The sequence below is a fragment of the Paenibacillus sp. P4_E11 genome (assembly GCF_056401635.1).
Genome location: NZ_JBFUIX010000003.1, coordinates 40,854 through 65,242 on the forward strand (window position 1 = coordinate 40,854; position 24,389 = coordinate 65,242).

A 24,389-nucleotide genomic window follows, 5' to 3' on the forward strand; every position below is an offset into this window, starting at 1 on the left:
CGTTAGGAACAATAAATCCAGCGAAATAACAAGAAAAGATTACCGGACAAAAAAGAGAATGTGCACGGGATACTTACCATTGATTGGCCAGTATAAACGCCAAAAAGGCAGCCTAGGCTGCCTTTTTGGCGTTACTTTGTTACGTTACTACTTCGAAACTATACAGGGAACCCTACACCGCCTCAAGTTGCAGGAAAGCGGACTGCAGCGTACTTACTTCGCCCCAGACTGTGCACTACTGTCGCTTGCACGCGTTCACGAAGGCCGCGAACAGGCTGGTGCTTAATGCGTCAGCGGCCACCATCTTCTCTGGATGCCACTGTACACCGAGTACGAAGCGGTGTGTTGTCGACTCTACCGCTTCAACAATGTTGTCCGTGGATCGGGCTGTGATCTGGAATCCCGGTGCCGCCTCCTTCACCGCCTGATGATGGAAGCTGTTCACGCGCTGATGTATGCTGCCCGCTATCCCAGCTAATATTGTATTCTCTGCAATAACAATCCGGTGCGTGGCGTAGCTGGTCGGCGCTTTCTGACTGTGCTGCAAGGTGTCGCACTGCGTCAGAATGTCCTGATAGAGCGTTCCACCCATCGCCACGTTCAATACTTGAATGCCTCGGCATATGCCGAGTACCGGTTTATCTCGCTTCACGAATTCCTGAATGAGCGCCAGTTCTCCGCGATCACGATCCGGTGTTATTTGTCCGAGACCGATAATCGGTTCTTCACCGAAGTAATGCGGATCCACATCCGCGCCGCCGGACAGAAGCAGACCGTCCAACCCATCTGCCAGCTGTACAGCATCTCCTGCGTGGTCCGTGTAAGGAAGCACGACAGGCAGACCGCCCGATCGTGTAACCCATTCCATGTAATCATGCTGGAGAATCGCTTGCTTTTCTATACTGGAGGGGGTAATCCCGATTAATGGTTTGGTCATGGTCATAGTGGATAAGTCCTTTCCACCGATTATTTCAATTTCAGTACCTGCAAAATGGCAATAACCGCTTCCGCGAATACAGCTGGTTCGTTCGGGGCAAGACGGTTGCCGTCGCGAGCGTCGAGGATACCCTGCTGGGCGGCTACCTTCGCGTATCCTTGAGCCCATACGGGAATACTGGCTTCGTCGGCGAATGAGGAGCCTCCGGCAGTATTAACGGACAATCCTAGCGATCGAACCGTCATGGCTAGCATTTCTACACGGCTTACGCTACGATTCGGATCGAAGCTCCCGTCGTCGTTGCCGTTAACGATGCCCTCTCTTACAGCAAGTGCCACCGCTTTGCGCGCCCTTTCGTCGATGTTGTTGGCATCTGTGAAAGAGCTCTTCGCGACATCACCCTGTAGACCCAATGCCTGGGTCAGCATATAGACGAACTCAGCGCGGCTAACTTCGCGATTCGGCTGGAAGGCTGATCCTTCGTAGCCTGTGATGAAGTTCAGTCCAGCCGTTTCCTTACCAGAATCACGTTGTCTGTCATATACAATATAGCCCGGCTGACCGGGATCTCTCCGGTACTTGCCAAGTCGTTCCCATTGATAGGAAGACCGCTCTCCCTGCACTTGCCATATATCGTAGTTCGAATATTGCCGGTCACCGGATGGGTCAAGAACCATCCAGCCGGTCGCTCCAGCGTAGGCAGCAGACAGTTGTACCAATTTGCCTTTCAGTTCTTTCGCATCTCCCGGGGTATCCATCTTCTGGAATACGGTAGCAAGCATCCACGGAATATCATAAGCGAATATTGCATCAGGAATGACCACGGATGTAGATTGTTGCTCGAGAACAGCCTTCACTTCTCTATACATGGGCGTATCGCTGCTACCGAAGGTAACGCCGGTCAGGTAGACAGCAGAAGCGACCGTAGCCGCCTTCTCATCACTGAGCAGGGATGGACTGAGCGTCAGCGTGTCCGACCCGAACCAGCGTATGTCTTGTAAGGAAGTGGCCTGTGCGAGCAACTGGTTTGCTTCGTCGAACGAGATCAGCACAATCCCTGTCGCCGAACGAGCGATACCGGATGCGTTCAAGCGCTCCTGGATCTGTGCGATGACCGACTTGAAATCCGTCGTATTCGGTTCATAGACGACAGGTGAGGACGCCTTGCCAGCAGCTTGTCCGAATTCCGAGACTAGCAAGTCCGACAATTCTTTGCCATATACGTCGTTGCGATACACGGGAATGATCTGTCTGATTCCTTCCTGGTCCAACAACGTGGCGAGCGCCTTCGCCTGCTGGCGGTCGTTCGGCACTACCCGGAATATCCCGTCATCGGCAATGCCGAGGGATGGAGCCGTGCTGCTGTAACTAATCACGACAGTGCCGTGCTCTTCCGACCACTTGTTCAGTTTGGCAATCTCTGCGCTGGAACCCGCTATGAAGATACTCGTCCCCTCCTTGCGCAGTTGTTCCGCCTGCCGTAACGCCTGATCTGGATCACTGCCGCTATCCTTAACCATAAGCTCTAGCCGGTAATTCAAGCCCGCTTTGGACAAATAGTTGTTCGCCTCGTTTGTTGCTATTGTAATCGCCTTTTCTCTGATCCTGCCCTTCGACGATAGCTCCCCGCTTAGGGGAAGAATAGCGCCTATCCGGATAGATGCCGTTTTCATCCCGTCAACGGAACTAGAACCATTATTGTCCGCGGACGCAAAGGCAGGCAGCAGCAACAAGCATAGGGTAAGCATCGTTAGCATGTATACGATTTTTTTCATGATATACTCCTTGTATCGATTGTGTTATGTAGACTTACCTCATATTCCCTATAATTGAGGAACGAGTTTCTTGCATCTTCTTAACGAAATTCGTCATCACATCGAAAGCTTCATTACGTTTATTGGTAAGTGATTGCAACCTGAGCATATCCATTTGCTGACTATTGGATAATGCATCGATCGAAGCTTGCAATTTGGTTTCGGCTGCTTTGTCACCTTTGCTACGGGCTTTATTAAGCTCCTCGTTCAGCCTCGCTATCTCTGTATTACGATTCTGCACCTCCTGTATCTGCGATTTCAACTGGGCATCCAACAATTTAGTCCTTTCCTGTTGCACAGCCATCAGCGCGGTTTCCAAGTCCATAGATTGTATATTGATGCTGCCAACGCCCGTGGATCCTGACATCTGACCTAATACGGCTTGATTCTGATTGTATTGGGCTTGCAATTGAGACGCCAGCACTTCGTTGCCGCTGCTTCTCGCGCTGGTGATTTGAGCGGTCAGCTGCGTTTGATTCCCTTGTATACTGGACGTCGTTTGAATCATTTGGTTCATCTCGCTGTTATACGTATCCGCCGCAGAGGCTGAGGCAAGAGCTGTCGTTGTTGCAACAGTCGTCACCAGCGCGATCAACAGCATTTTCGGGGCGTATTTCATAATAGGTCCTCCTTCAGATGTTATGGCGAAGAAAATTATACCACTTACTGGTTCTACTGTCAGTCCGCCAACCTACTTATTTTTGGAGATATTTGTGAAAATGTAAGGTGGAAATGGAGACTGTCCTATCATTCTTTATTGAATCGACAGTTTCATAAGTCGCCCTAAGCCTAAGGAAAATCCGGCCTACAAAAGAAAACCGCCTTCTCAAAAGGCGGTAATTCATCTATCGAACTTTCGTTAACGGATGAAGACTGAACCAGTTAGCTGTTTTTATTTCCTGAACCAAAACCGATTACATATCCATCCAAATCACGAACGGAAAAATCCTTCCATGCTCCCCAGTCATATTCCGTTACTTTCGGTTCTGATACGATAAATGCACCGTTGGTTTTCAATTCATCATATAAAGCGTCAAGCTCATTGTGGGTCTTTACATATGCGTATGTATTCCAAGTACCTTTATTAGGTCTCACATCTTCCAAATCTTTTGCTTGTACCAATTTAAATCCTAGTCCAAAATCATCCCGAACTGCCCAGTGCTCATTCACTTCGCACCCTAAGGCGTCTTCGTAGTATTTCTTTGACTTGTCAAAGTCTGAAACCAGCAGTACCGTGAGGGAATTTTCAATTTTCGCTTTTATGTTTTCCATAGTATTGGAGTCTCCCCTTTTATGAAAGTTACTCAAATAATTCTTTATGCTAATTGGAAAATCCTTCTTTCTCATTTTGCAATGGGGACAAACAAGCCCATCTTTATACGCATTATTTTATCGACAAGATCTTGATTTCGCCTGAACTACAGCTAAAAAGCTGCACTTTCGCAACACTATTGAACTTTCGGATGCAAACGGATCAAAAATCATGTACTTTTGCAGGATTCGTACGAATGAGCTCCACAACAATCGCTTGCTGCCTAGTACCAGCTTCCCGAATCATACTGAACACCATTTTTTCGACGCCTTCGGTCTGCCACAACATAAGAATAACCCGGCATTTGGCCAGGCCCTAGGTGGTTGTGTTCAGTTTGGCGCGTGGGGAGGAGTGAACAGGAGGTTCCACCCGCTGTTGAAATCGATTCCTTGGATTGAAATGTTGTCGTGGTTAGGAATCGGTTTCAAAGGCGGACGCTTCGCTTCTCCACTCTCCTGCTCACTCCCTTTTTGTTCTGCTTTCCCTCAAGGAGTTTCCTTTGTCCGTACGCTCCGCGTCCGGTTTTTCCGGATGGAATCTTCTGATACGGTCCCAAGATGATCCCACGTAATCACAGGACATCCAATATGTTGTAATCAGAATCAATAATTTGAAATTAACATACAGGCTGTTTGTCGATTCTATCGACGAGTTAACCCATCCAACCTACCGTTTCTGACTCCTTCCCAGCCAAGATAACCGAACTCCTTGCTCCTAGACCATATCAGTTGAAAAAGGATGAACCCCAAAAACTTATAAATTCTTATATGTTAAAAAAAGAGCCCCGAAAAGGGCTCTCACATTCGAATCAGCAAGCTAAGCTTGTCCGCTCTTCAACATCTGGGCTACGTTTACCATCCGCTTGGCTTGATGCTTGGCCGAGGCCAACACGGCATCGTCGATCTCCCCGTTGTCCTTGGCTGTTACGCTTGTGCCATACGGATTACCGCCGCTCTGGTAGATGATCGGGTCGGTATAACCCGGCGCAACGACAATCGCTCCCCAATGGTACATCGTCGTGTAGAGCGAGAGAATCGTCGCCTCTTGACCGCCGTGTGCATTGCTTGCCGAAGTCATGCCGGATACGACTTTATTCGTCAGCTTGCCTTGGAACCAGAGGCCGCCTGTCGTATCGAGGAACTGCTTCATCTGTGCGGCCATATTGCCGAATCGGGTCGGTGTGCTGATCAGGATGGCATCTGCCCAATCCAGATCATCCAACGTGACGACAGGGACATCCTTCGTAGCTTCTACATGGGCTTTCCAAGCCGGATTGGAAGCAATGGCTGCTTCCGGTGCCAACTCGGCCACCCTGGCTAGACGAACCTCTGCTCCAGCAGCCTTCGCCCCTTCGGCGGCAGCTTGGCACAGCTTATAGTTCGTTCCGGTGGAGCTGTAATACACAATCGCCATTTTTACGCCACTCATCGAGAATTCCTCCTAGGACAACAGTAATAACTGCAATTCCAACAAACTTTGCAACGTACAATAGCATGTCCTCAACACCTAAGTTTCATTCAGCAGCAACGTCAAAAAAGGCTTCCATCCAAGAAAGTCGCAATCATGCTACTCTCCAATGAAAGCCCTGCTATTCGTAACCATTGACTCGCTCCCAGCAACCGCTGCCTATGAACGACCGTCATATTTTATGAAAATCCGTTACTTCATATTGGGGGTATGCCCGCGGCGCTTCATATTCGCAACCTGATATTTCCACGCTGGCCATCTCCCGGACTACTGCGGCATATGTGCCGGATACAGTCTGATCGGAAGAATTATAATCAATTCGAACCTTCACGGTTCCATCGGATTGAGGATGGGAAACGCCTGATCGCTCATAAGTGGTCCAGCTCCACCCTTCCAGTGCCATAATCTCACGCTCCACCAGCTGTTCAGGAGAGGTAAGGCCTCCCCACCCGCGAATATACGGCTTCAGAACATCGGTCGGTCCTTGTCGGCCAACAATCGCTTGAATTACTTCGGAAGTGAGATGCCCCCAGTACCTGCCCTCGGGAAAATCAATTAGCGTAGGCGCCAGCCGATGTCCACCGATGTGACTGACTCTCCAGGCTCGAAGTTTCCCATCGGAACGCGCTGCATGCAGTTGATCAAGCTCATGATAGGCCGCATAACCGAATTTGCCGCAGCAAGCGTCATGGCTGCCATGCGTGCAAACGAACATGTCCCTGACATTGGGACCCTCATATGCAGCGTATCGTTCAAAGTCATGAAGCGTTCTTTCCAATTGTGGATCTTGCCCTACTGCAGGGACTGCAGGATAGACACTCGCCAATACAGCCTGGATTAAACCACCGATGTCTTCGGTTGGCACAACATACTCCAACTTGTCGAAGCGGGCGAATGAGGATGAAGGTTTGTTATAGAACATGACCCGGCAAAAGCCCAACGGGGAGTGAAACGTATCCGATGTATAGGCAAGCGTCTTGAATTTGTACCCTTGTGCCGCCAGTCGATTCAGATCCGCTCCAAGCCCTTCCGGGAAGTGCGCCGACAATACCACGTCCGATTTCCAAGGTAGTGCCACTTCAAGGAACACATAACAGCTAATCGCAGCGGCCGTCCCGCCAGGATCTTCATTAGCTGCCTGGGAGACAAGGGAACACATCGAGATATCGGGTTGTTGCACAGCAATCACCTCTTATGTGAAGTAGCGATAATAAGAATCATTGTCAACGATGCTTCTATCCCCCCATAATAGCGTTATCGACCTGCGAGAGTCAATCGGCAAACAACGGTTTGTCCTGAAAACAAACCGCTGTCCCTGCCCAACATCAACTCCACTCATTGCCGTAACGACTGCCCTTGCACAGGAGCAGGTTGCTGGAGCAGCCTTCCCTTCAGCATCACATAAGCAAGTATCGCGGTAATGCAGCCGAGTAGTCCGACGATAACGAACCCTTCCTGCAATGTAAGCCAGTCTCCCGCTAGCCCCATGAACAAAGGCCCCGCGAACATACCAAGCCCATATATCGCTTGATAAAATCCCATAGCTGTCGCTCGCTTGCCGCTATCCATATGCTTGATGCAAAGCGACATAAGAACCGGCGATGTAAACCCCCGTCCAAATCCGGCAATCGATTGCGTTACGATGAGCAGCCATAAAGAATGCGTGAAAGGGATTGCGATTGTGAATACGCCGCTAAGGATGAAGCCGACAATAATAATATTACGTTCCCCCAGCTTGCGGGATAAGTACTTTCCACCGAACCATGCAGCCAATGCCGTCGGAAACGTCGAACAAAAGGTCAATAATCCCATGTCCAACTTCGTCGCTCCGAGCGACTGGGCGAACACAGGTGTGAATCCGAAGACGGTAGCGAAGGTCAGCACTTGAAATAAGATCGACAGGAACGACACGGTCAACAAGATACGATCGCGCGCAACTTCTACTACGCCTTGTAATGTTATTTTCTGCTGGTTGTCCTCGAACTTCTCCACGATAAACAGAGCCCCGATCATGCCGAACACCCCGACCACCGCTCCGATCAGAAAAGCAGACTCCCAACCGAACGTATCCGCGAACCAACCGCCGCATAAGATCCCGAGCATTTGCCCGATGGAGTTATAAAAGGATATCGTGCCCATTGCCTGTGTCGTTTCGTTCCTCGGGTAGTAGCTGGCGAACAGGATCGTGAAATCAACCCATGTCGCTGCAGCCGCTCCCGCAATAACGCGAAGCAGCAAGATCCAGGTCAAGTCCTGTGTCATCAGGATGCCCGCTCCCGCAAACACAGAGAACACCATGCCGAGAATGATGAACATTTTCCGTTTATGGATACGGTCCGAGACGACGCCTACGGGAATACGCAGCAACATTTGACTCAAGCCGTACATCCCGACAATGAGTCCGGCCATCTTGTTGGATGCGCCCAGGTCCATCGTGTAAGCAGTCAGTATCGGCACACATGTATACATGGAAAACCAGAATAGCATAGTCACGCCGCAGAATAGAGGGATTCGATAGTTCGTTTGTCCAAGACTTGCTTGCAAGGGGCCACCGCCTTATCTGGATCGAATCGTCGTGCCCACTTTCTGCACAGCCTCATCTTACAACCCTGACGCCCAGCAAACAAGCAAAATATGTTTATGGCCTAGTATGGCTATATTAGCTTCGTCTTCTCCGCTTGTTCGGCCATATGTCGGGTGAACCGCCCGAGCGGCTTCTTCAACAACAGCGCCACAACGTAACATACGACAATACTCGCGCACAGGAATAAGACGTCCTTCACGACTACCCCAACTAGAATGCCACCAACCGCTTCGCGCATCGCCTCGACCGCATATGTGAATGGAACGAACGGGTTCAGCTTTTGGAAAAATGCAGATGCCGTGCTAACTGGAAACGTCCCGCCTGAGCTGGAAAACTGCAGCACGAGGAAAATAATCGCCACGCCTTTACCGATGTTGCCGAATACGGATACGAGCGTATATGTAATCGTCACGAACACGATGCTCGTCAAGAGGACGAATAGCAGAAACCATCCTTTGTGCACCACATAAGTGCCAAGCAAGTAATAATTACCTAATGTCACAATCAGACCTTGCAGCAGCCCTACAGTCAGGAAAATCCCCATTCGGCCAAAGTACACCTGATAGCTCTTGTAACCCGCTCCGCCTACTCCTGCCCCGTCAACATCTACTTTCAGCAAAGATACGAGCAGCATCGCGCCTACCCATAGGGAAAGTGTGGTATAGAACGGGGACATCGCCGAACCATAGTTCGGAATCGGGTATATTACTTCTTCCTTCAGCACGACTGGACTCGCCAGGAACTCACTTTCCTGTTGAATATCCCGATGCAGGAAGGTGAGCAGTTCCCCCAGCGAATTGCTCCCTTGGAACCGCCTGATCTCCTCCGCGGCCTTGTGGACCGCAGCTTCGAACGACGGAAAATCATTTCGTACAAAATCAGCCGCTTGATGAACAGCGTTCTCCACAACGGGGAACTTCGTCTTGTACATGTCCGAGATTAAGCGGAGCTCATTCTCCGCCTGTGGCAAATCATTCCTTACGAAATCGGCTGCCTGATGAACTTTCTGCCCCACCTTCGGCAAGTCGTTCTGTATGAACGGGGCCGCTTCCGCAATAGCGTTCGAGAATTCGCCCAGCTTCCCTTGCATAATCCCAACGGTATCGTGGATTTTACTTCGGATTTGCGGCAATTCCGTCTGCAGAGCAGCGAAGCGCGAAGCGGCGTAGTCGACACCCGTCTTGGCATCTTGCAGAATGCCCTTGAGATCGGGCAGCTTCGGTTTCACTTGCTGCAGCACATCCGAGGCTCCGGCAACCGTGGCTTGCACCGAGCGGAGCGCGCCGACCATAGCGGGACCCAATTCCGCATCGTACCCGGTCAGCAACAGAGAGACCGCGTCGCCAGCCTCCGATGACCGTGTGTTTAACCGTTTCACCACATCACCTGCGGGCTTACCTCCGCTCTGTATCACAGTCGCCGCGGCGCGAGCCGCTTCTGCCTGCTCGCCCAGCCTGGTCTGGGCGCTTCCCAAGCGGCTGATCGGCTGATCCAGCCGACCGCTGGGCGCATACGCCGCCAGCTTCGCCATCAGCTCCTTCGCTCCGCCTAATGCAGCGGCGGCGGCAGTGAGCCGATCAGCAGCAGCCGTAAGCTCGCTGGTCATCGAGGCCGCTTCCCAATCTCCCGCCTGCAATCGATTAGCGAGAATAGGAACTGCCGCGGATGCTTGCTGCGCAAGCAGCAGGTTCTGATGAACGACAGGAGGGATCGCCTGGAAAGCAGCCTCGTTTTTGGTTACAAACTGCTGAAGCTGGTCGGCGAAAGCCCCGCCGTTCACAGCGATTGTTTCGAGCTTGGGCAGGATGTCCAAGGCATCTCTGATCATCGCGTCCGCTTTCCTAGCGTTGTCTACAGACTGGAGCAGCGCTTGCTCTACTGTGCTGACATTTTGATCCAACTCCACTGCATAGTTGGCTACCCGTTGAATATCCGGCAGCCGTTCACGGATGGCCAACACTTCATCGGCTGCCGCCTGGATTCGAGGCCATCGCTCTTCCAGCTTCAGAATGGTATCCCCGGCCTGCTCGATTCGGGGAAGTTGCGATTCCAATTCGACAATTCGATTGCCCTTGTCCTTGAGCTCAGGCAAGCGCTGCTCCATCTCTAACGTCTTGTTCCCAACGGCCCCTAGCTCGGTCAGATGCTGCTCCAAGTCCAGCACCTTGCTCTCCAGCTTACGAATCGTGGGCAGCTGTTGTTCGAATTCGATACCCAGCTCCTTCAATCGGCCAAGAACAGTCTCGCTCACGGTCTTAATGAAGTTGTCACTGATCGTCTCGGTAACAGTTGTGGCGCCCTTCGCAGTGATCTTGGGGGCTACTGCATTCAGTTTTTCATTCACGGTATAGATGATTTCCGGTTTCTGCGGTTTCCCCTCAAGCACGGTCGTGATTTTGCTAGAGAAATCGGAAGGTATGAGCAGACTGGCAAAGTAATCCCCATGAATAACTCCCCGTAAAGCTTCCGCTTCATCGACGAATGTCCAGCCCAACTGACGGTTGTCCTTCAAGCTGCGAACAACTTCTTCTCCGATATTGAACGTTGTACCCTTAATGGTTGCACCCTTGTCATTGCTGGTGAGCGCAATCTTAATGCCGGACGTATTACTGTACGGATCCCACATCGCTTTCAGATTGATCCAGGCGTACACCGACGGCAGCGCAGCGAGTGCTAACATAAGCAGAATGCCTGTAGGTACTCTCGCAATATTCCGCAAGTCTGTCTTGTATATATGTAGGATGTTCTTCATGTCCAACCCGCCTGACGTCTGTCATTTGGGCTTACTTTTCCCGGTTTTACCATATTTCATTCGGTTGCCGATTGGTTGCCTATGAAACCGTACTCATCACCACTTTTTATAACCCCATAACAATACTTGATCGGGAAACCCCACTTTCTAATGGTATGATACAAAGGGTAAATACAAGGCAAGGAAGTGCTTGAATTGGCTTTTTCGTGGAAACGCAACTTATTTGTCTTATGGGTCGGAACATTTCTCGTGAGCATGGCTTATTCGGTATCGATTCCCTTCATGTCGATCTTCTTGGAGCAAGACTTGGGGGTAACGAGCCACTTGGAAGCTTGGACTGGTGTCATCTTCGCTGTTACGTTCCTGTCCGGAGCGCTAATCGCGCCATTCTGGGGTTCTATGGCCGACAAGTATGGCCGTAAACCAATGATGCTGCGAGCAGGTATATGTTTGTCACTCTCCTATTTTCTCTATTTTATTGTAGATAGCCCCTATGAACTGTTGGGTGCACGGGTTCTGGAAGGCCTGCTTGCTGGCTATATCCCATCGGCAATCGCATTAATTGCTACCAATACACCGGACAAGCAGGTTGGGTATGCACTTGGCATCATCTCTACATCCAGCGCGGCAGCCGCTATTATTGGACCGTTGATCGGCGGGATCGTGAGTCATGTAATCGGGCCTCGCGAAACGTTCTTCCTGGCCAGCGCCATGGTGTTCGCCGCGTTCCTCATCTGCCTGTTCTGGGTCAAGGAGCCTTCTTTCAACAAGTCCACCGCCAAACGATCATCTGTCCTGAAGGATCTTAAGGTAGCCGGAGCCAACCGAAGCTTAATGATCGCCTTCGGCGTCGTGTTCGTTACGACCACATCCGTCATGGTGCTGGAGCCGTTGCTCACGATCTATGTGCAGAAGCTTGGCTCCAATCAATCGTCCGCTTCCTTGTACGCCGGCATCATCTTCTCGTCCGTCGGGATTGCCACCTTAATCGCCGCTCCTTGGTGGGGCAAGTACGGGCAAAAGATCGGCTATGAGAAGGTGTTATTCATTGGGCTGCTGGGCGGCGGAATCGGGAATATCCTGCAAGTGCTGTTCCACAGCCTGATCGGCTTCGGTTCGTTGCGGTTCGGGTATGGCCTATTCTTCGCAGGAGTGTACCCTGCACTGAACGCTTTCATCGCTGAGCGAACGGATCCGTCCTTCCGCAGCCGTGCTTTCAGCTTGAACCAGTCTTCGAATCAGATGGGCCTGATGTTCGGCCCGCTGATCGGCGGGTTCGCGGCTACGAAGGTACCGATTCCGATCGTGTTCGCCTGCACGGGAGTCATGCTTCTTGCTGTTGCCATCATGCTGAAGACACCCCGATTCTCGATTACGCAGTCCGGTGTTGCCGGGAAAGAAGAACTTGCACAATAGCTCGCGCTTATCGACATCCCGTTCAGCTTCGTTAAGAAGCAGGGCGGGATGTTGTCCGTTCTGCCTGCCAATTGTTCATACCAATATCAACCAGATTCTATTACAATGTAGATGGAACATGGACGATACAAGACGTGGCATTCAGGGGATATACATTGGATAAGCGTGCATCACGCCAGGAAGAGCGATTTACCGATTATCGGATTCGCGACGGATTGAATAGGACCGCACAGAAGCTAAACGGCGGTCAGCCGGTAACAGTCGCCTTTATCGGAGGATCGGTTACGGTTGGTGCCGGCTCTTCGGATCCAAGTCAGACGAGTTATCTAGCACTAACCTGCCGTTATTTGGAACTGCGGTACCCCAAGTAGCTTTCAAGTTCATCCTAGCAGCTATTGGCGGAACCAATTCCACTTACGGCGCATTCCGGCTTCAGGAGCATGTATTCAAGCAAGGCCCCAGCCCCATCGATATGCTGTTTGTCGAGTATGCGGTGAATGATAAGGGGAACCGGGACAATTCGATTAAGGCGATGGAAGGAATCGTCAGGCAGGCCAAGCGATTGAATCCAGAGATCGACGTTTGTTTTCTATATATGGCCAATAAGTCTAGTGTTGAACTTTTCACTAAGAACGGCATAGGGCAGGTCAATATCGCCCATCACGAAGAAGTAGCCGAGCATTATCGTATACCGTCCGTACATATCGCATGCGAAATCTACCGGCTGATTGCATCCGGATCGTTGCAGTGGGAACAGTTCAGCACCGATGAGGTACATCCGAACGATTACGGGTACTCCCTCTATGCCCGATTCCTCGAGGATTTCTTGGAGGGAGAGTTGCTCCCAGTCGATGAGCGACCGACACACACGCCAGAGCTGCCTGCGCCACTGGACCCTTTGTGCTACGAAACGGCACGCTTGGTTGCTCCACAGACGGTCAGCCATGCATCAAGCTGGCAGTCGGTTCCCGATTGGACGACCGAACGGACGTGCAACTGGACGCCGCCGGCTGACGTGTTCATGGCAGACACTCCAGGAGCTGGATTTCGGATGCAATTCACTGGTACAACAGCAGGGTTATCGATGCTTGCTGGAATGGACACCGGCGATATCGAAGTTTCGATTGATGGTGGAGAGTGGCAATATGTCTCCCTGTTCGACCTCAATTGTCCTAAGTTTCACCGGCCCAAAATCGTCCTGTTGGCACATAATCTCCATTCTGGGCCGCACACGGTCGATGTCAGAATTTCCGCGGAGAAGCATGAAGACAGCACAGGTCACGCTGTTCGTCTATTACATTTACTGTTTAATTGAGGAGAAGCGAAGACATGGGACAATCAACCACCAAGCTATGGTACTCGCAACCCGCCAAACAATGGGTTCAGGCGTTGCCATTCGGTAACGGCCGTCTAGGCGGCATGGTATTCGGTCAAGTTCAAGCAGAACGAATTCAACTTAATGAAGACTCCATCTGGTATGGTGGCCCGAGAAAGCGTGACAATCCCGAGGCGATCCAACATCTGGACGAAATTCGCCGACTCTTGGCAGAAGGACGGCCACAGGAAGCAGAACGTCTTTCGAAATTCGCCATGACTTCGATTCCCCAGCATTTCGCCCCTTACCAGACGCTCGGCGATCTGCACTTGCAGTTCGAAGATTTGGGTGGAGACCGCAGCCACTATACGCGTGAGCTTGATCTGGAGACAGGTGTAGTAGGGATTGCCTTCACATCCGACGGAACGGAATATCGCCGGGAGGTGTTTGCGAGCAACGTTGATCAAGCCATTGTCATTCGTCTAAGCGCTAACGCTGTTGGAAGTTTAACATTCAGCGCCAACTTGAGTCGTCGACCGTTCGAAGGAACGCTCGAGATGATTGGCACTGACACATTGGTAATGAGTGGTCAATGCGGCCCGGATGGTGTAGCCTACTGCACCGTATTAAAGGCCGTCGTGGAAGGTGGAACTTTACGTACAATCGGAGGATACCTTTCCGTGGAACGAGCGGATGCGGTCACCTTGATTTTGACGGCCCACACCACATTCCGTCACGATGACCCGCGGCGTGTAAGTTTGGCACAAGCGGAGGCGGCTACTACTGGCCGGCGGAAGTTGCCAACCTGGCAGAGTGTCACGAGCCGCTGTTCGGGCTGCTGGACCGACTGCGCGTGAACGGCCGGCATACCGCGAAGACGCTCTATGGAGCAAGAGGATTCGTCGCTCATCATGCGACTGACTTGTGGGCGGATTCCGCCGTTCAAGGTACATATACACCAGCTGTACTATGGCCGATGGGTGGCGCATGGCTCGCCCTGCATCTGTGGGAGCATTATCAGTTCGGGTTGGATCCTGTATTCCTGGCTGAACGTGCTTATCCGGTCATGAAGGAAGCAGCCGAGTTTTTCCTTGATTATCTAGTGGAGGACGAGCAGGGGCAGCTTGTAACATCGCCTTGCCTGTCACCGGAGAACAGCTATAGGCTGCCGAATGGCAATATCGGTCATCTGTGCGCAGGACCTTCCATGGATACGCAAATCATATTCGCCCTGTTCGGCGGATGTGTGGAAGCAAGTGAACGGCTAGGCGTGGACGACGACTTTCGTGAAAAGCTGGCAGCCGCGATCCGCAAGCTGCCTGAGCCGAGAATCGGGAAACACGGCCAGTTGATGGAGTGGTCGGTCGATTATGACGAACCAGAGCCCGGACACCGCCATATTTCGCATCTGTTCGCCCTCTATCCCGGAGAACAAGTATCGGTGGAAGGCACGCCGGAACTGGCCGAAGCGGCTAGGGTAACACTGAACCGTCGTCTGCAGCACGGCGGAGGGCATACCGGCTGGAGCCGGGCTTGGATCATTTTATTCTGGTCCAGACTCCAGGAGGGTGAACAAGCGTATAGCAATCTACATGCGTTGTTGCAACGAGCGGTGCATCCGAACTTGTTCGGCGACCATCCTCCGTTCCAGATCGACGCCAACTTCGGTGGAGCGGCCGGTGTCGCCGAGATGCTGCTGCAATCGCACGGCGGAATACTCCGATTGCTGCCGGCACTGCCGAAGGCTTGGCCAGAAGGCCGAGTGAAGGGGCTTCGTGCCCGCGGCGGCTACGAGGTTGCGATCGAATGGCGCGATGGCATTCTTCTGTCAGCCGAGCTTCTTACCCTAGCAACGGGTGTATGCCGAATTCAATCCACCGTTCCTCTGGTGGTGCGTCATGGCGGGATAGACGTTCCGTCTGTCAGCACTAACAATGTGATTGAATTTCACGTACAAGCGGATCAAACCTACTTTGTTTCCCCAGCTTCTCATTAACTTCGCACGACAATAAGAGCGGCTGTCCCGGTATTGGGATACGCCGCTCTTAGCATTCTCATCATCATTTGGGGCGTCCAACAAGTTCAACTTCGCTGCAATTGTTATGGCCTTGACGCGATCCGCAGGCAATTTCCTACCACTACAGCCCCGCAGCTAACTGCTTCAACACTTCCACTTCCCCTTCCGTTAACGGGGTTCGACCGACAAGAAGAAGTGGACCAGAACAAGCCAAGTTCCCCTTTCCCATCAGAGTGATCGACTTCAGCACACCAGAGATTATAGATTTCCTGCAATCTCGAATTCGTTCATCAGCTTGGCGTTTTCAATGATGGCGTGTTGACTATCCTTGATTATCTTAATCAGCACTTGTGTTCCATCGGGTCGGTCATTGCGTGGCAAACCACTCAAGTATCAAACCCCTCTCGGTCTTTCCATAACAACTGGAAATGTCTCCGTTGAGTGATTACATGATAAGGTTGTTTCATCACGCTAATTTCTATAAATGAGATAATCCGTCCGAATAAGATTTTTTCATCACTCTACTCGGCCCGAATTCATGGAATCGAGAGAAATCAATCCATTTAAGATGATCAAACAGCGTTATTGTGCAGATTCGCTTCATCATGGAGTAATAAGGTGAAACAACGCTACCGAGTCTAGACCATCTCTTCCTGCTTCATATTCCTCCCGATTCTTCTTAACGATCTGTTCAAAATAAAAAGGACGGGTTGCCCCGTCCCTCTCCCTCACTGCTATTTCACCAATCCATGTGGATCGATTACGAACTTCTTGGATGCGCCTTTATCGAACTCCCTGTAGGCACCCGCTGCCTGATCCAGCGAAATGACCGTAGCATTAACCGCCTTGGCGATTTGTGCTTTGCCGTTCAAGATCGACATCATCAGGTCACGGTGATACTGCATGACTGGTGTTTGACCGGTAACGAACGTATGGGACTTGGCCCATCCCAACCCGAAGCGAATCTTGAGCGTTCCGATCTTCGCATCCTGATCAATCGCTCCCGGATCGCCCGTGACATATAGTCCGGGAATACCGAGCCTTCCTCCGGCACGTGTAACTTCCATAATCGAGTTCAACACGGTAGCTGGTGCTTCCCCATGCGCGTGACCATGACCATGAGCTTCGAAGCCGACGCAGTCAATCGCGCAATCGACTTCTGGAACTCCTAGAATCTGCTCGATCTGTTCACCCAGATTCGGATGTTCCTTCAAGTTAACAGTCTCACACCCGAAGCTTCTAGCTTGTGCCAATCGCTCTCCATTCAGGTCGCCTACAATGACCACGGCAGCTCCTAGCAATTGAGCAGAGTGAGCGGCAGCTAGTCCGACTGGACCTGCTCCTGCCACATACACCGTAGACCCCGGCTTAACGCCCGCACTTACAGCTCCATGGTAACCAGTAGGGAATATATCGGACAGCATCGTTAGATCACGAATTTTCTCCATCGCTTGGTCTTTATCAGGGAACTTCAACAGCTGGAAGTCCGCATAAGGAACCATCACATATTCCGATTGTCCTCCGACCCATCCACCCATATCCACATAACCGTATGCCGAACCCGGACGGTCCGGATTCACATTCGAGCAAACATTCGTATTCCGTTCCTTGCAGTTACGGCAGCGGCCGCAGGCAATGTTGAATGGAACCGAGACAAGATCGCCCTTCTTGATAAATTCCACATCGCGACCTACTTCAATTACTTCGCCTGTAATCTCATGGCCTAATACGAGACCGCTTGGTGCTGTAGTACGTCCCCGAACCATGTGCTGGTCACTACCGCAAATGTTCGTGGTCACTACTTTCAAGATAACGCCGTGTTCACATTTCCGTCCGACGTTAAGCGGATTAACACCTGGCCCGTCTCGAAGAATCAGATCTGGGTAACTAATGTCTCTTACGTCTACTTCACCTGGTCCCACATACACAACCGCTCGATTTCCTGCCATCGACATGTCTCTCCTTTTAATAGAAAGAATTCTCTTGTCACCCACCAGCCAACATTACAGTAATCGCTTACACTAGTGCTCACAATAACCATAACTTTCCTCACGCCCAACGTCAAGAAAAAGAAGCATTCAAGGACTAGTAAACATACCTATACTCTCTATACCAAAAGGTTGTTACCTGCAAATGGATTGACAACTGCTGAAAGGTGATTTATTCTATAAACAATAATGAACATTTTCACGCATAATCAAACATAACTCTATTAAGACTAACGGAGGTGGCTCATTCTATGCTAGCAGTCGAACGCAAGCTCCGCATTGTAGATTTCGTCAAACAGCGGCAAGTGGCATCCGTGAGTGAGCTCGCCAAGGAGTTTCAAGTACATGAAGCTACTATTCGCCGTGACTTGGCTGAAGCGGAACAGGAAGGCCTGCTGCGCCGGACACATGGCGGGGTTATTCTCGATCAAGGCGCCAATATGGAGCCCTCGTTCTCTGAGCGGGCAAGTGATCAATTCGAGCAGAAAGTGCGCATCGGGAAACAAGCAGCATCCATGATTGAAGACGGCGACCACATTATTCTCGATTCGGGGACGACAACTGTTCATATAGCGCAACAGCTCGTTACACGCACGAATCTGACTGTCGTTACGAACGACATGAATGTGGCGGCAGAACTGCGCGACTCCCCGGGCATTGTAGTGATCGTAACGGGTGGAACACTGTACCACTCCAGCTTCATGCTGAATGGTATGTTCACCGACAAAGTACTTGAATCGTTGCATGTCCAAAAAGCGTTCATCGGCACGCCAGCCATCCATCCGGAGTATGGGCTTACTCATCCCGAGGAGAAGCTGGTGCCTACGAAGAAAGGCATGATCCGGGCTGCTCAAGAAGTGATCGTCGTCGCTGATGATACCAAGATCGGCAAGCGATCACTTCATACCGTTGCCCCTATTGGATCTGTCCATACGTTCATAACCGGTACAGAGGCATCCGCACAGCAAGTAGACGCATTCAAGGAAGCTGGCGTCCGCATCATCTGTGTATAAGGGCTTCACCTTCATGGAGAGGAGGTGATAATGAAATGAGCAACCAAGAAGTGCTAGTTCAAGCTGTCCAGTCGAACGCACTGCGCTTGATTCAGCCAGGTAATGTCCAGGAAGTGGTACTTGAGCATAAGCTCTCAGATGGATTCGTCGTCATTGAACCTTCCCTCGGAAGCATATGCCATGCCGACTTGCGCTACTATACTGGTCAGAGACGTCCTGAGGCATTGGCCCGCAAATTGCCGATGGCCCTCATTCACGAAGGCATCGGTACCGTCGTTGCAAGCGCGGATCCGAGCCTGCGTGCAGAGGACAAGGTCGTCATCGTCCCGAATATACCGGGTTACTTGTTGAGCGGTACCCACTCAGCTGACTGCTGTCCGGCTTGCCGAGGCGAGATTACGGATAATTACTGCTACCATGGTCGTTTCCTTGGCAGCGGATATGACGGAATCGCCCAGAGTCGTCTGGTCATTCCAGCGGCATGCGCCATTCCAGTCCCGTCCGAAGTTCCGGATGAGATCGCAGTACTGGCTGAACTGTGCTCGGTGTCCTGCCAAGCGTTAAGCCGAGTTAAGCACTTGCTCCAGCATGCTGAAACGGCGGTGTTCGGGGATGGACCTGTCGGTTACGTTACAGCTTCCATGCTGCATCATATGTTCGGACTCGAGTCCGATCGACTACGGGTATTCGGTGCAATGTCGGAGAAGCTCGACAAATTCACATTTGCCGAACGGGCCATGGTACAGACATACGATTTCCAAGCGAGCTCTGGCGTAGATATCGCCGTCGAATGTACAGGCGGGAAGTTCTCAGAGAGTGCAGTCAATCAGGCGATCGATCTGCTGAAGCCAGGCGGATATTTGATCCTGATGGGCGTGACGGAAGAACGGGTACCGATTAACACGCGGGACGTTCTGGAGAAAGGAATTACATTGATCGGCAGCAGCCGCAGCTCGGCAGCCGATTTCACGCAAGTGCTGCAGACGATGCGAAGTGTCGATTGCCAGAACACCTTGCGTCAATTGCTATCGGAGCAGACTTGCCATGTTGCCGGCGCAGCCGATTTCACGGAAGCTATGGACAATGCCGCGAGACATCGCGATTGGCAAAAAAAAGTACTGGCGTTTCAATGGCCTGACACCAAAGAAACGAACCCAGTACCCCAAAACAATCCCGACAAAGTGAAGTGAAGCCTTCGAAGCTTATTCCTATCACTTTGCGGGTTGCCCGTATTATAGTATACCGCATAATAGATAACCTGCACACAGACGATGAATTAGAGAGAGTGATCATAGGTGGCTAGTCAACATCGATCGAATCGAGTATTCTGGCAGGCACATCGTGGAGGGGGAGCATATGAGCGCCCCGATAATACGATGGTTGCTAACCGTTACGCTTGGGGGCTCGGAGGCATTCCGGAGGCGGATATTCGCACGACCCAGGATGGCGTCATTGTGTGCCTGCATGATGAAACCCCGGCTAGAACGACTACGGCGCCGGATGAGGTGAAGGATCGTCTTATCTCCGAACTTTCGTTCGAGGAGGCTCAGGCTTGGGATGCTGGCGTGAAATTCCGAGCGGAATTCAGCGGGGAGCGTATCCCCTCCCTCGAAGAAGCGTTCAAGGAATTGCAGGCCAACCGCAGTTACAGCATGTATCTGGATCTGAAGGAAGTCGATTTGGTTCAACTGGGGCAGCTTATTGACCGTTACGAAGTGAACAGCCAAGTCATATTCACGCATAACAAACAGGACAATTGCCGGGAGATGAAACGCATCGCCTCTGGTGTCCGCAGCATGCTGTGGGTTGGAGGCAACGCCCAGGTGATTCAAGATCGTTTTCTCGAGGCTGAACGCTCCGGGTTCGACGGGCTGGATCAAGTTCAACTGCATTTGAATTCGAAGGCCCCAAGCCCCGATTGGATGTACGATCTCGACGAAACGTTCCTAAGGTACGCTTTATCCGCTGCTGAGCATTCAGGTATCGACTTCGAGGTACTTCCCTTTCAATTCGATGAAACGTCCCTGCGGAAGCTGCTCGATCTCGGCATTCGTTGGTACGCTACAGATGAGCCCTTGCGATTCTCACAAATCGTTAAGGCTTGGTCATAGGAAATACCAAACAACCGTCCGGAAAATTACCGGACGGTTCTTGGTGTATGAGTACTGGTTCACTCCAGTTCTCCCTTCACATTCGGGCTCTTGATGCCTTGTTGCTCGCGGTATTCGGAAGGGCTGAGGCCGACATGCTTCAAAAACACTTTCGTAAAATAACGTCGCTGTGGAATGCCGACCGTCTTGCCGATGTGCGTTACACTTTTGTCCGGTTGGAGCAGTAGCGACTTCGCTCGCTCCATCCGCTGGCCTGTAACATATTCCACGAACGTCACTCCGAAATGCTGCTTAAACAGCATGCTAAAATAGCTGTAGCTGATACCGAGACGATCCGCCAATTCTTCTATGCCAAGATTGTCCTCAAGATGCCGCTCTATATAATCCCGTGCCTCCAACATAAACTGCTCGCCTGTGCGCTTGTTCGTCACGACGCGCAGCCCGTCCTCGACGGTGTCCGCAATTAAACGAAGCAGCCCTTTCATCCCAGCCGACTTCTCCAGCTTCCCCCAAACTACCAGCTCCTGCTCGGCGTTGATCATGTCGACCTCGCGCATTTCGCGCAGCAAGTGAACAACGACAAAATGCAACATCTGTTCGGCACGCACGAACGATTGTCCGGATACAAGCAGCAGATGGTCGCTTAGCTCGGCCATGCAGCGCGAGATGTCTTCACGATGGCGTCGTTTCAGTCCCGAGACAATACCCTCGACCGATCTCCATAGACGCTCGCCCGAATCCGCTGCGGCCGTAGACTGTTCCGGCATGACGACGGCGAGGTCCGTATGCGGCGACAAATAAAGGCAGCGCTGCAGCCGCTTATACCCGGCCGCCAGTTCCGACAGCATTGCGTGCTGCGGCAGCACGGCAAAACTCACGGGAAGCTTGACGAATTGCAGCACGTCCAGCTGCATTTTGGCCGCGAGCCGCATCATGCCCGGTGCGTCGCTGTTCAGTCCCACATGCGAGCCTAGGCTTGGAGCCGCTGTGCCATTCATGACACTCGTGACACTCGTGACGCTCGTGACGTTCTCAGCAGCGCCGCCGTTTTCTTCCCGCTCGATCACGATCGCCCATTCACCTTCCCGCGGCCGCAGCACCGCATAACGTAAACCCGTTTCCGCCAGTGCATCGTGCAACACGTTACCGATGGCGAAATTCCACAGCTTGCGCTCGACTTCGCTCCACAGTCGCGACTTGGCCGCATATTCATCGATGTCTGCAAGCATGAGCGAGAATGATACTCGTTCCGCCGACTGCTCACCCCCGTCTAGCAGCTCGCTCACGCCAGATGCGGGCAAATCGAGCAGCACGTCGAGCAGCATTTTTTCGTAAGCGAGGTGAACGACGCGGTTCCATTTTTTCTCATCCATCGCCCGTTTCATGTTGCGCGAACGGATTTCCATGGCCAGCCGTGCAACCGTCCGCTCCAGCTCCTCATAATCGATCGGCTTCAATATGTAGTCGCGTGCACCGTGCTTAATGACAGATCGGGCGTACTCAAAATCCTGGTAGCCGGTGATCATGATCACGTCGCTCGAGATTTCAAGCCGCCGCAGCTCTTCCAGCAGCTTGATGCCGTCCATTAGCGGCATGCGGATGTCACTTAGGATGATGTCCGGCCGATGCCTCTCCGCTTCCTCCAGCGCCTGCTTTCCGTTCCGGGCCAAGGCGACGATTTCGATGTTGTGCTGTTCCCACGGAATGACCAACTGTAAATTGTGCAGCAGATGAATTTCGTCGTCGACCAGAAGCGCCTTCAGCCTCATGTGCCCGCCTCCATCCTTCGTTTCGGAATCGTGCATTTGATAACCGTTCCCTCGCCAGGCGCGCTACAAATGAACAGGCCGTACGCGGCACCGTAACGGATACGGATGCGGTCGGCCACATTACTTACGCCGAGGCCGCCGAATTCGCTATTCACACCACCTCCGTCGCCGCTCCACACGGATTCCTCCACGCTCATAGCTTCTTCGCGGAACGCCTGCCCGTGCTCCCCCCAGGCAATTTCCGAATGATAGTGAAACGCGGCCAACCGTTCAGGTGCGATGCCGACGCCGTTGTCTTCCACGGTTAGCACAATGCCGCCATGTTCCTCGCTCACCGTTATTCGCAACATCCCCCGATAGGCTATGCTCTCGAACCCATGCTGAATCGCATTCTCCACAAGCGGCTGCAACGTGAGCTTCTGTACGGCATAGTCCAACAGCTCCTCTGGCACATCGATCACATAATCGAACAAATCCGCAAATCGGTACTTCTGAATTTCAAGGTAGCTTTTCAAATGCTCGATTTCGTGCTGGATCAGGATTTCTTCCTTCTGTTGGATGCTGATCCTCAGAATACTCCCAAGCCGTACCACCATCTGGCTGACCTTCCGTCCTTCGTTCTGCATCGCCAACGCGTTGATCGATTCCAGCGTGTTGTACAGAAAATGCGGCTTGATCTGCGCCTGAAGCAGCATGAACTCCGCTTTGTTCTTGCGCTCCTGCTCACGCTTCACATCGGTCAGAAGCCGATCCAGCTGTTGGACGAGCCGGTTGAAGCCAGTCGCCAGGAAGCTTGCCTCGTCACGCCCGTGCACATCGACGCGGACGCGAAAATCACCGCGTTCCACGCTGCGCATCGATTGGACGACACGCAGAATGATGCGGATAATGCGATTGACGAACAGCAAGTTGAACAACAAAGCGAAAACGAGGCAGCCTACCATAACGACGGCCACCCAACCCATCAGCACATTCGTCTCCCCGGATAAATAATGCCACGACGCGATCGAAACGACGCTCCACCCATTCAACCCAAGCTTGCCAAGCTCGAGCTTGTACACAGAGACTAGACTCTGCACATTATCGAAGTGCATTTTCCGGCTGACATACGGTTCCTGGCCGAGCGTTAACGGCAAGGGATCGCCGACCAACTCGTCATTCTTGTTGTCGAATACGATCGTACCGCCCGGGTCGACGAGCAGAAACCGGTTCCCCTTGCTCCCGTTCGCGTCATAGGAATGGAACAAGCTGCGCAAATCGTCCATTTGCAGCTGCAGCAGCATCGTGCCTTTCACCGTGAGCGTGTTGAAGTCGCGCACCATACGTAACTGAGTCAGAACCGTACTCCCGCCCGACAACCGTTTGTTCTCATAAGGCCCCAGCCATAGCGGAAACCCGTTCCGCTCATGCGCCTCGCGGTACAGCGGATCCTTGGACAGATCCTCGAACGAGACTCGCTGCTTCCGATCGAGGTCAACGCCGAGCATTCCTCCATCCAGTTGGTAAAAGGAAACCGACTGCAGCGAAGGATACGACAGCAAGATGCTCCGCAAATTTCGTTCCGATTCGTAGACTTCGAGCCTCGAGCTGGAATTTTGCATATCGATAACCGGGGTGCGCATCATGAAGACACTATAAAACGTGTCGGACAACGAGTTGGCTTCTTTGAACACCGACGCGACGTTGCTCCCGATCGCCCGCAGTGTCAGCTCCGTCTGCTCGCCGTACTTGTTGGCAATGACATGCTGCAGCAGCAAATACGATACCGCGCCGAGCGCGATAAGCGGCACAACGATGAACCCGAGAAATGCCGCGAACGTTTTGTTGCGCAATTTCATCGCATTCCCTCCCGGAACGTCTATGCCGAGCCACGCAATCCAGCGATCGGTACTCT

The 24,389-nt window shown here is 52.1% G+C and carries 20 protein-coding genes; 8 read left to right on the top strand and 12 right to left on the bottom strand.

The window, feature by feature from the left end; genetic code table 11:
* Positions 1 to 235: 235 nt before the first annotated feature.
* From AC1DWB_RS02025 to AC1DWB_RS02060, 8 genes are all read right to left on the bottom strand, one after another.
* The gene (locus AC1DWB_RS02025; RefSeq protein WP_477539354.1) at positions 236 to 943 is read right to left on the bottom strand and encodes a gamma-glutamyl-gamma-aminobutyrate hydrolase family protein; all 708 of its coding nucleotides are present in this window, start codon (positions 941 to 943) and stop codon (positions 236 to 238) included.
* A gap of 23 nt (positions 944 to 966) precedes the next feature.
* Positions 967 to 2,712, bottom strand: a complete 1,746-nt coding sequence (locus tag AC1DWB_RS02030; RefSeq protein WP_477539355.1) for an ABC transporter substrate-binding protein — start codon at positions 2,710 to 2,712, stop codon at positions 967 to 969.
* Positions 2,713 to 2,746: 34 nt separating this feature from the next.
* Positions 2,747 to 3,370 (bottom strand): hypothetical protein, encoded by a 624-nt coding sequence (locus AC1DWB_RS02035; protein ID WP_477539356.1) that lies wholly within the window; start codon positions 3,368 to 3,370, stop codon positions 2,747 to 2,749.
* Positions 3,371 to 3,633: 263 nt separating this feature from the next.
* Positions 3,634 to 4,023 carry a VOC family protein gene (locus AC1DWB_RS02040; protein WP_477539357.1) on the bottom strand — a complete coding sequence of 130 codons (390 nt, stop codon included), beginning with the start codon at positions 4,021 to 4,023 and terminating at the stop codon, positions 3,634 to 3,636.
* Between the two features lie 856 nt (positions 4,024 to 4,879).
* The gene (wrbA, locus tag AC1DWB_RS02045) at positions 4,880 to 5,491 is read right to left on the bottom strand and encodes an NAD(P)H:quinone oxidoreductase (protein WP_477539358.1); all 612 of its coding nucleotides are present in this window, start codon (positions 5,489 to 5,491) and stop codon (positions 4,880 to 4,882) included.
* A gap of 211 nt (positions 5,492 to 5,702) precedes the next feature.
* The gene (locus AC1DWB_RS02050; protein ID WP_477539359.1) at positions 5,703 to 6,710 is read right to left on the bottom strand and encodes a sucrase ferredoxin; all 1,008 of its coding nucleotides are present in this window, start codon (positions 6,708 to 6,710) and stop codon (positions 5,703 to 5,705) included.
* A 155-nt stretch (positions 6,711 to 6,865) separates the two neighbouring features.
* Positions 6,866 to 8,074: an MFS transporter gene (locus AC1DWB_RS02055; RefSeq protein ID WP_477539360.1), complete on the bottom strand. Its 1,209-nt coding sequence runs from the start codon at positions 8,072 to 8,074 to the stop codon at positions 6,866 to 6,868.
* A 110-nt stretch (positions 8,075 to 8,184) separates the two neighbouring features.
* On the bottom strand, positions 8,185 to 10,866 hold the full coding sequence (locus tag AC1DWB_RS02060; RefSeq protein ID WP_477539361.1) for a YhgE/Pip domain-containing protein: 2,682 nt from the start codon (positions 10,864 to 10,866) through the stop codon (positions 8,185 to 8,187).
* A 195-nt stretch (positions 10,867 to 11,061) separates the two neighbouring features.
* On the opposite strand from AC1DWB_RS02060, the gene AC1DWB_RS02065 reads away from it, so the two are divergent.
* From AC1DWB_RS02065 to AC1DWB_RS02085, 5 genes are all read left to right on the top strand, one after another.
* Positions 11,062 to 12,282: an MFS transporter gene (locus tag AC1DWB_RS02065; protein ID WP_477539362.1), complete on the top strand. Its 1,221-nt coding sequence runs from the start codon at positions 11,062 to 11,064 to the stop codon at positions 12,280 to 12,282.
* A 155-nt stretch (positions 12,283 to 12,437) separates the two neighbouring features.
* A complete protein-coding gene (locus AC1DWB_RS02070) occupies positions 12,438 to 12,653 on the top strand; it encodes a hypothetical protein (protein WP_477539363.1) in 216 nt (71 codons plus the stop codon).
* Between the two features lie 11 nt (positions 12,654 to 12,664).
* Positions 12,665 to 13,597 (top strand): SGNH/GDSL hydrolase family protein, encoded by a 933-nt coding sequence (locus AC1DWB_RS02075; protein WP_477539484.1) that lies wholly within the window; start codon positions 12,665 to 12,667, stop codon positions 13,595 to 13,597.
* Positions 13,598 to 13,611: 14 nt separating this feature from the next.
* Positions 13,612 to 14,454 carry a glycoside hydrolase family 95 protein gene (locus AC1DWB_RS02080; protein ID WP_477539364.1) on the top strand — a complete coding sequence of 281 codons (843 nt, stop codon included), beginning with the start codon at positions 13,612 to 13,614 and terminating at the stop codon, positions 14,452 to 14,454.
* Positions 14,436 to 15,593: a glycosyl hydrolase family 95 catalytic domain-containing protein gene (locus tag AC1DWB_RS02085; RefSeq protein ID WP_477539485.1), complete on the top strand. Its 1,158-nt coding sequence runs from the start codon at positions 14,436 to 14,438 to the stop codon at positions 15,591 to 15,593. Before AC1DWB_RS02080 ends, AC1DWB_RS02085 begins: the two co-directional genes overlap by 19 nt.
* Positions 15,594 to 15,872: 279 nt before the next feature.
* Here the strand turns inward: AC1DWB_RS02085 and AC1DWB_RS02090 are convergent, their stop codons facing one another.
* Positions 15,873 to 16,004, bottom strand: a complete 132-nt coding sequence (locus AC1DWB_RS02090) for a hypothetical protein (RefSeq protein WP_477539365.1) — start codon at positions 16,002 to 16,004, stop codon at positions 15,873 to 15,875.
* A gap of 344 nt (positions 16,005 to 16,348) precedes the next feature.
* Positions 16,349 to 17,563, bottom strand: a complete 1,215-nt coding sequence (fdhA, locus tag AC1DWB_RS02095; RefSeq protein WP_477539366.1) for a formaldehyde dehydrogenase, glutathione-independent — start codon at positions 17,561 to 17,563, stop codon at positions 16,349 to 16,351.
* A 290-nt stretch (positions 17,564 to 17,853) separates the two neighbouring features.
* Here fdhA and AC1DWB_RS02100 point away from each other — a divergent pair, with 290 nt between their 5' ends.
* From AC1DWB_RS02100 to AC1DWB_RS02110, 3 genes are all read left to right on the top strand, one after another.
* Positions 17,854 to 18,615, top strand: coding sequence for a DeoR/GlpR family DNA-binding transcription regulator (locus AC1DWB_RS02100; protein WP_477539367.1), 762 nt, complete (start codon positions 17,854 to 17,856; stop codon positions 18,613 to 18,615).
* Positions 18,616 to 18,650: 35 nt separating this feature from the next.
* Positions 18,651 to 19,805, top strand: a complete 1,155-nt coding sequence (locus AC1DWB_RS02105) for a zinc-binding dehydrogenase (RefSeq protein ID WP_477539368.1) — start codon at positions 18,651 to 18,653, stop codon at positions 19,803 to 19,805.
* Between the two features lie 105 nt (positions 19,806 to 19,910).
* Positions 19,911 to 20,726, top strand: a complete 816-nt coding sequence (locus tag AC1DWB_RS02110; protein ID WP_477539369.1) for a glycerophosphodiester phosphodiesterase — start codon at positions 19,911 to 19,913, stop codon at positions 20,724 to 20,726.
* Between the two features lie 59 nt (positions 20,727 to 20,785).
* Here AC1DWB_RS02110 and AC1DWB_RS02115 read toward each other — a convergent pair whose 3' ends face one another.
* Positions 20,786 to 22,531 carry a response regulator gene (locus AC1DWB_RS02115; RefSeq protein ID WP_477539370.1) on the bottom strand — a complete coding sequence of 582 codons (1,746 nt, stop codon included), beginning with the start codon at positions 22,529 to 22,531 and terminating at the stop codon, positions 20,786 to 20,788.
* Positions 22,492 to 24,333 carry a cache domain-containing sensor histidine kinase gene (locus AC1DWB_RS02120; RefSeq protein ID WP_477539371.1) on the bottom strand — a complete coding sequence of 614 codons (1,842 nt, stop codon included), beginning with the start codon at positions 24,331 to 24,333 and terminating at the stop codon, positions 22,492 to 22,494. The genes AC1DWB_RS02115 and AC1DWB_RS02120 overlap by 40 nt, the downstream gene beginning before the upstream one ends.
* Positions 24,334 to 24,389: the final 56 nt, after the last annotated feature.